This window comes from Intrasporangium chromatireducens Q5-1 (assembly GCF_000576575.1).
GTDB classification, from domain to species: domain Bacteria; phylum Actinomycetota; class Actinomycetes; order Actinomycetales; family Dermatophilaceae; genus Intrasporangium_A; species Intrasporangium_A chromatireducens.
This window is the reverse complement of record NZ_AWQS01000204.1, coordinates 1-6689: the sequence shown is the minus strand read 5'-3', so window position 1 is coordinate 6689 and position 6689 is coordinate 1. Positions and strand designations below refer to the sequence as shown.

General features: G+C 70.1%; 5 protein-coding genes and 1 pseudogene. 5 read left to right on the top strand and 1 reads right to left on the bottom strand.

The genetic code is table 11. The annotated features are described in order from the left end of the window. Positions 1–310: 310 nt before the first annotated feature. The 3 genes and pseudogenes from N864_RS17445 to N864_RS17435 all read left to right on the top strand — a co-directional run bounded on the left by N864_RS17445 (position 311) and on the right by N864_RS17435 (position 3783). Positions 311–2205: pseudogene (locus N864_RS17445) on the top strand (IS481 family transposase). Between the two features lie 337 nt (positions 2206–2542). Next, on the top strand, positions 2543–3412 hold the full coding sequence (locus N864_RS23760; protein ID WP_051518746.1) for a hypothetical protein: 870 nt from the start codon (positions 2543–2545) through the stop codon (positions 3410–3412). Beyond that, entirely contained in the window at positions 3409–3783 is a 375-nt protein-coding gene (locus N864_RS17435) for a GntR family transcriptional regulator (protein ID WP_034719885.1), read from the top strand. The genes N864_RS23760 and N864_RS17435 overlap by 4 nt, the downstream gene beginning before the upstream one ends. Before the next feature lie 805 nt (positions 3784–4588). Here N864_RS17435 and N864_RS17430 read toward each other — a convergent pair. Next, entirely contained in the window at positions 4589–4900 is a 312-nt protein-coding gene (locus N864_RS17430) for a hypothetical protein (protein ID WP_051518745.1), read from the bottom strand. A gap of 357 nt (positions 4901–5257) precedes the next feature. Here N864_RS17430 and N864_RS17425 point away from each other — a divergent pair, with 357 nt between their 5' ends. Both N864_RS17425 and N864_RS17420 read left to right on the top strand, forming a co-directional pair. Further along, entirely contained in the window at positions 5258–5692 is a 435-nt protein-coding gene (locus N864_RS17425; RefSeq protein WP_205620986.1) for a hypothetical protein, read from the top strand. A gap of 88 nt (positions 5693–5780) precedes the next feature. Continuing rightward, positions 5781–6689 (top strand): DDE-type integrase/transposase/recombinase (locus N864_RS17420; RefSeq protein WP_034719880.1); only part of this gene is annotated, 909 nt, incomplete at its 3' end.

Here is a 6689-nt window from a genome sequence, read left to right as displayed (position 1 = left end):
GTCCAGTTGAGGGCGGCAGGGCGGTCGCCCCCTGGATGTGGTCGAAAGCGTGGGGGCGGTGGGGTGCGCGAGGACGGCGCGCCAGCGCCGCCCGCAGCGCGGGGTCCCTGCCGCGGGTCCCCGCGCTTTTCTGCGCCGCAGGCGCAGCTTGAGCCAGTACAGAAAGTCCTCACCGACTCGGATCCCGACTCCGTGTCCTGTCTCGGGTGATGCTTGACAGTCGTGTGTCAGCTGATGCTTGACGCCGGCCGTTGTCGGCCACGCTGTTCGTCGGTGCTCCGTGGGCACCGTCGAGGCAGGGAGGCCGGGATTGGCACTGGTAGTGATGTCGGTGGTCGAGCTGCGGCTGGACGCGGTGCGGGCGGTGCTGGGTGGCGCGAGGGTCACCGAGGTGGCTGCCCAGGCCGGGGTGTCGCGTCAGAGCGTGCACACGTGGGTGGCGCGGTATCTGCTCGAGGGGGTCGCGGGTCTGGCGGACCGGTCGCACCGGCCACCGGGGTGCAAGCACCAGACGCCCGGGTCGGTCGAGGTGCGGGTGGCAGAGATGCGCCGCGAGCATCCGCGGTGGGGTGCCAAGCGGATCCGGATGGAGCTGCTGCGGGCCCCGGGTCCGTGGTCGAGCGAGGGCGCGGGCGAGGGTGTGACTGGGGTGACGGTGCCGTCGACGGCGACGATCAACCGGATCCTGCGGCGCAAGGACCTGGTGACGCCGCGGCCGCGGAAGCGTCCTCGGGATTCGTACGTGCGGTTCGAGCGGCCGGGGCCGATGCAGCTGTGGGGGATCGACATCGTCGGCGGGATCCAGCTGGTCGACGAGGTCACCGGTGTGGGCGGGAGGCGAAAATCGTCACCGGCGTCGATGACCACTCCCGGTACTGCGTGATGGCCGCGGTGGTGGAGCGGGCCACCGGCCGGGCGGTGTGCCTGGCGTTCGCGCAGGCGCTGGCCCGATATGGCGTCCCCGAGGAGGTCATCACCGACAACGGCAAGCAGTTCACCGACCGGTTCGGCACCCACGGGCCACGCAACGGGGAGGTGTTGTTCGACAAGATCTGTCGCCGCAACGGGATCCGGCACCGGCTCACGGCCCCGGCCTCACCGAACCAGAACGGGAAGGTGGAGCGGTTCCACGGCACGTTCCGCCCGGACTTCCTCGACGAGGCGGGCCCGTTCACCTCGGTCGAGCAGGCCCAGGCCGCGGTCGACGCGTGGGTGCACGGCTACAACACCGACCGGCCGCACCAAGCCCTGAACGACACGCTGCCCGTGACGCCGGCGGAACGCTTCGCTGCGGTGCCGACCGAGGTACGCGAGGTGCTGCCGTTGTGGCTGCCACCGGCCCTGGATGCGGTCACCGAACCGGCGCGACCGCGTGAGGACCGCTGCGCCACCGACGAGTCCGCGGTGGAACCCCCGATGGAACCCCCGGTGGCACTCCCGGTGGCACCCACCCTGGGCAGGCAGCCCGGGGACGCAGTCAAGCTCGAGCGCGTCGTCGGCCCGTCGGGGAACCTGGCGATCCGCGGGCAGCAGTTCTGGCTCGGCCCGGCCCGGGTCGGTCAGGTCGTAACGTTCTGGATCGACTGCGACATGGTCCACCTGAGCATCGGCGGCACCCGGGTCAAGACGGTCCGCTCCCACCTGTCCGTCAACGACCTGGCCATCCTCGTGGCCCAAGGCGCGGTCCCTGCCGGTCCACCACCGCTGCCGTCCACGCTCGAACCCGACGGGGTGGTCGAGCTCGAGCGTGCCGTGTCCCGCTTCGGCAGCATCAACCTGGCCGGGCGCAAGGTCCTGATCGCCGAGATCCTCGGCGGCCGGCAGGTCGGGATCCGGATCGAGGGCCAGACCCTGATGGCGTTCGACCTGGACACCCGCGAGCTGCTGCGCACCCGCCCGAACCCGATCCCGGCCGAGCAGCTGCGAGGCCTGCGCGGGGTCCGCCCGGCCGGGCCACCGCTACGGCCCTCGACCGAGCCCGTCACCGTGCAACGGCGCGCCTCGACCGAAGGAGTGATCATGGTCGCCGGGCAGAAGATCGCCATCGGCCGGGCCCACGCCCACCACACCGTCACCGTCCACGTCGCCGAAACCACCGTGACGGTCGAGACCGACGGCGAGACCCGCGTCTTCCGCCGAACCAGCACCAAGCCCGTGCGTAGCATCAAGGGACAGCGGCCACGGACCGCTGCCACCTTTTCCTAGCCGGAGTGTCAAGCATCAGGTGACACAACTCTGTCAAGCATCAGATGAGTCAAGACACGGATCCCGACTCCGTGTCCTGTCTCGGGTGATGCTTGACGGTGCCGTCTGGCCTGATGCTTGACAGTCAATGCGCCGGACAGGCTCAGCATTGGGAAAGGCTCGGTGGCCGTTGTCGTTAAGCGGAGGGATGCCGGGGTGGTTGTCGACCGTTGGATGGATGCCCGCTCGGAGCGGTGGGGTCGACGAAATAGCTTGTGCCGAGGGCTTGACACAAAGCCACGCATCGATTCATTCTCCTCTTGTCACAACTACGTGACACAAACGCGCGGGGGTTTCGATGTCGCTCATCGTTCTGTTCGTTCTCGTCGGCACGCCGCTTCTGCTGACGTTGATCGCTCTGTCGCTGGCCCGACGACGCATCGTGACGGGCGACGAGTGGAAGAGGGTCCGGCTGATGTTGGCTGCCGCCGTTGTCACTGGCGGCGTTGTCGCGTGGCTGCTTCAGGGCACCTTGGACCTCGGGCGTGGGGCCATGCTGGCCCCCGCCATCCTGGGCGTCTCCCTCGTTGCTGGTGTCGGACTCGGTGAAACGGTGGTCCGACCGCGGCGACCGGCCGGTCCCCGGACCGCTTCACTGGAGACGCGACAGGTGACCGAGTACCTGCCGCGGGGCGTGACCACCGTGGTCGTGGCGACTGCAGCGCTGCACCTCGCCGCCCTGACCCTCACCACGGCGACCGCCTCCGCGGACGACATGGGACGCGCCGGCCGGCAGGTGGCCGCGCAGTGCGGTGGCACCGGTAGCGTCGCCTCTCCCTATCCGGGCAGCTTCTACTCCGGGCCCTTGACTGCGCTGCTTGTCGTCATGGGCCTCGCGACCCTGGCTGCGTTGATGGCGGTGGTACGCCGGCCGCGCGGTTTCGCGCCCGACGAGGTGGGCGACGACGTGCTCCGCCGGGCGTCCACGACACGGGTTCTGGCGGCAGCAGGTGCCGCTCTGGCGGCTAGCCACGCCGGCATTGCCTTCTTCGCAGGGACCGCCCTGCTGAGGATGGACTGCCAACGCCCTTGGATGGCGCCAGTCGGTTGGGCGCTGCTCGCGAGCGTGCCGGTGGCCCTGCTGGTGCTCGGCTGGCTCCTGGGCCTGATAGTCACCCCAGGGGCACTGCCTGCTGAGAGAGCCCAACAGCCCGTGGAGACTCGGTGACGCTGGTCCTCACACTGCAGCCAGACGACCCGACGCCGCCATACCAGCAGGTTCGGCGCCAGCTCGCCGACCTGATCACGGCAGGGCTTCTCGGCCCGGGCGACCGACTCCCGCCACTGCGCCAACTGGCCGGCGATCTCGGCGTGGCTGTCGGGACGGTCGGGCGCGCCTATCGGGAGCTCGAGCAAGAGGGACTACTCACCTCCCGCCGCGGCGGCGGCACCCGGGTCGCCGCGCACGCGCGAGCACCTGAAGGAGGTCGACGACAGTTGCTCGAAGGCATGGCTGCAGAGTTCGTGGCGCGTGCGAGGACTCTCGGCTTCACCGATGAGGAGATCATCGTCGCCCTAGGTCGCCAGCTGCCGTCATGAGCTGATGCGGAACGGGCCACCCGCACCGCAGCCGGCGCAAAATCGCACATGCCCCTCGCGCGTTCACCTGGATCTGTGCCAAGCACCGGCTGACACAGACTTGTCAAGCGTCACCGGCGTCCTTGTCAAGCGTCACCTCTGTCAAGACACGACTGCTGACCTCTGTCGTCGGTCGGGTGATGCGCGACAGTCGTCCGCCACCTGCTTCGCGACAGGCGCCCGGTTCGTCACCGCGGGGCTGGTCGTCACCGTGGGACGTCCGGACTCGAGGAGGCCGGGATTGGCACTGGTTGTCTTGGCTGTCATCGAGCAGAGGGGGATGCGGTCCGTGCGGTGTTGGCAGCCGCGGATTTCACTGCGGTCGACGTGCTCGCGCAGGGTGCGCCGGGCGAGGTTGCACTGGGGGTCGGTCGGTATCTGACTGATCAGTTGATTGTGGTTGGCGGACCGGTCCCATCGACCGGCGTCGTGCCCGGATTAGGCGTCCTCCGTTGTGGAGGTCGCTGTGACCGAGGTGCGTCGCAAGCATCCGCGGTGGGGGATCGCGCCGGACCCGGATGGAGCTGAGCGCAAATCCGGGCACGGGGTGAAGCTCCCAGCGGAGCGCACGATCGACCGGCTCCTGATCCGGCAGGGCCCGCTGCGGCTGCGCCTGCGGAAGGAGCCACGCAGCGCATACGTGTGGTGCGAGCGGCCGGGTCGATGCAGCTATGGGGGGAGTGATCACTGGCGACTACAGGAGGCAGCCACCCACCGGTTGGTAGAGGCGGGGCGGAACCTGTCAAGGCGGATGAGACAGCGGTTGTCAGCTGGTCTGTATGAGTGCTTCTCGTGAGGGCTGGTTGATCCAGGCCTGGTCGGGCAGTTTCGGGGGCGTTGGTCGGCGGTGGCCGAACCGTTCGGGGCGGCCCTGGTAGGCCGCGTCGAGGGTTGCCTGTCGCAGCGCGCGGACGTGGCCGGCGGTGCCGTGGTGGACCGAGGCCGGGGTGTGCAGCCCGATCCCGGAGTGGCGGTGCTCGTGGTTGTAGTAGCCGAAGAACTTCTCGCCGAACGCTCGGGCGTCGGCCTGCTGTTGACCGTCGTCCTGGATGACGACGTGGGGATCGGGGTCTGTCATTGAGCTTGCCGATGAGGGGTGACTCGGGTCCGGCGTGATGGTGCTGGTTGATCGGCGTCGTCACTGTGCCGATGTCGGGCAGGATGCTTGGGGGAATCAGACGATCACGGCCCTCGCGCGTGATTGTCCTGGAAGACGCCGCGGGAGGGCCGTGCCGGATGCGCGGAGGCATCGGTGCTCACAGTAGAAGGCGATCAGGCTCGGGTCGAGTCTCGGTTGGTGTCCGGACTTATCGAGTGCCCGGGATGTTCTCGGGAGCTGCGTCCGTGGGGGTGGGCACGGCCGCGGCGGGTGCACGGGCTCGGCGGCGTGTTACGTCCGCGGCGGGCTCGCTGTCCGGGGTGTCTGCTGACGCACGTGCTGCTGCCGGTGACGGTGCTGCTGCGGCGCGGGTACGCGGCCGAGGTGGTCGGTGCCGCGCTGGCGGCTCGCGCCAGGGGGTCGGGGCATCGAGTGATCGGGCAGGCCCTCGGTGTGCCGGCGGCGACGGTCCGCGGCTGGCTGCGGGTGATGACCGCGCGCTTGGCACAGGTGCGGGCGTCCTTGCTGCAGGTCGCGGCCCGGGCCGGGGTGGAGTGGACGGTGCCCAAGGCGCAGGGCTGCTCGTGGCGGGACCTGCTGGCGGCCCTCGCGGCGGCCAGCGAGGCGGTGACGGGCCGGTTCGGCCGGTTCGGGGTGCTCGGCCCAGTGACGGACTGGCAGGTCGCCGTGGCGTGTTCCGGTGGTCGGCTGCTCGCCCCGGGATGGCCCCCGGCGTTCCCGGGCGTGGGCGCCAACACGAGTTGCCCCTGACGCGCCGGCCCCGGGTGTCGGCATCCTCGCAAGGGACCCACTCCGGCCGCGCCGCGGTCGGGTTTTCCCTTGTCCAGGAGGAGTTTTCGTGGCGAGCACACCCGAGCAAGACGAGCACAAGCGGAGCGAGCGTGCCCAGCAGGTGGCGTTGTTCCGCTACCAGCTGATCTGTCCCGCCCTCGATCCGGGCCTGTCGAGCAAGGCGCGGGGAAAGGTCGTGCGCGCGATCGCGGACCGGACCCATGCCGGCCCGTTCGGCGGGCAGCACCGCTACTCGCGCGACACGCTGGACCGGTGGATCCGTCGGTATCGCACCGGAGGGTTCGAGGCGTTGACCCCCTCGACCCGTCAGCCCGGGTCCCGGATCGACACCGCGGTCCTCGAGCTGGCGGTCGCGCTCAAACGAGAGAACCCGGCCCGCACCGCGGCGCAGGTCGCGCGGATCCTGCGCTCCTCCTCCGGGTACTCCCCGTCCGAGTCGACCCTGCTACGGCTGTTCCACCGGCGCCAGCTGATGGGCCCGGCGATCGGGGCCTCGCCGGTGTTCGGCCGGTACGAGGCCGACGCGCCGAACGAGCGGTGGGTCGGTGACGCGCTGCACGGCCCGAAGGTCGGCGGACGCAAGAGCTACCTGTTCGCCTTCCTGGACGATCATTCCCGACTGGTGACCGGCTACCGGTTCGGGTTCGCCGAGGACGTCGTGCGCCTGGCCGCCGCGCTCGAACCCGCGCTGGCCTCCCGCGGTGTACCGGCCGCCTGCTATGTCGACAACGGCTCGGCCTACGTCGACTCCTGGCTGCTGCGGGCCTGCGCCAAGCTGGGCATCCGGCTGATCCACGCCACCCCGCACCGGCCGCAGGGCAAGGGCAAGATCGAGCGATTCTTCCGCACCGTGCGGGACCAGTTCCTCGTCGAGGTCACCGACACCAGCGCCGCCGACCTGGCCGCCCGCGGCATCTCCGGGGCGGCGGCACTGCTCGAGCTCAACGCGCTGTTC

Coding starts and splice junctions, on each gene's coding strand:
- N864_RS23760 (WP_051518746.1), top strand. CDS start 2,543: ATGTCGCTCATCGTTCTGTTCGTTCTCGTCGGCACGCCGCTTCTGCTG.
- N864_RS17430 (WP_051518745.1), bottom strand. CDS start 4,900: ATGACAGACCCCGATCCCCACGTCGTCATCCAGGACGACGGTCAACAG.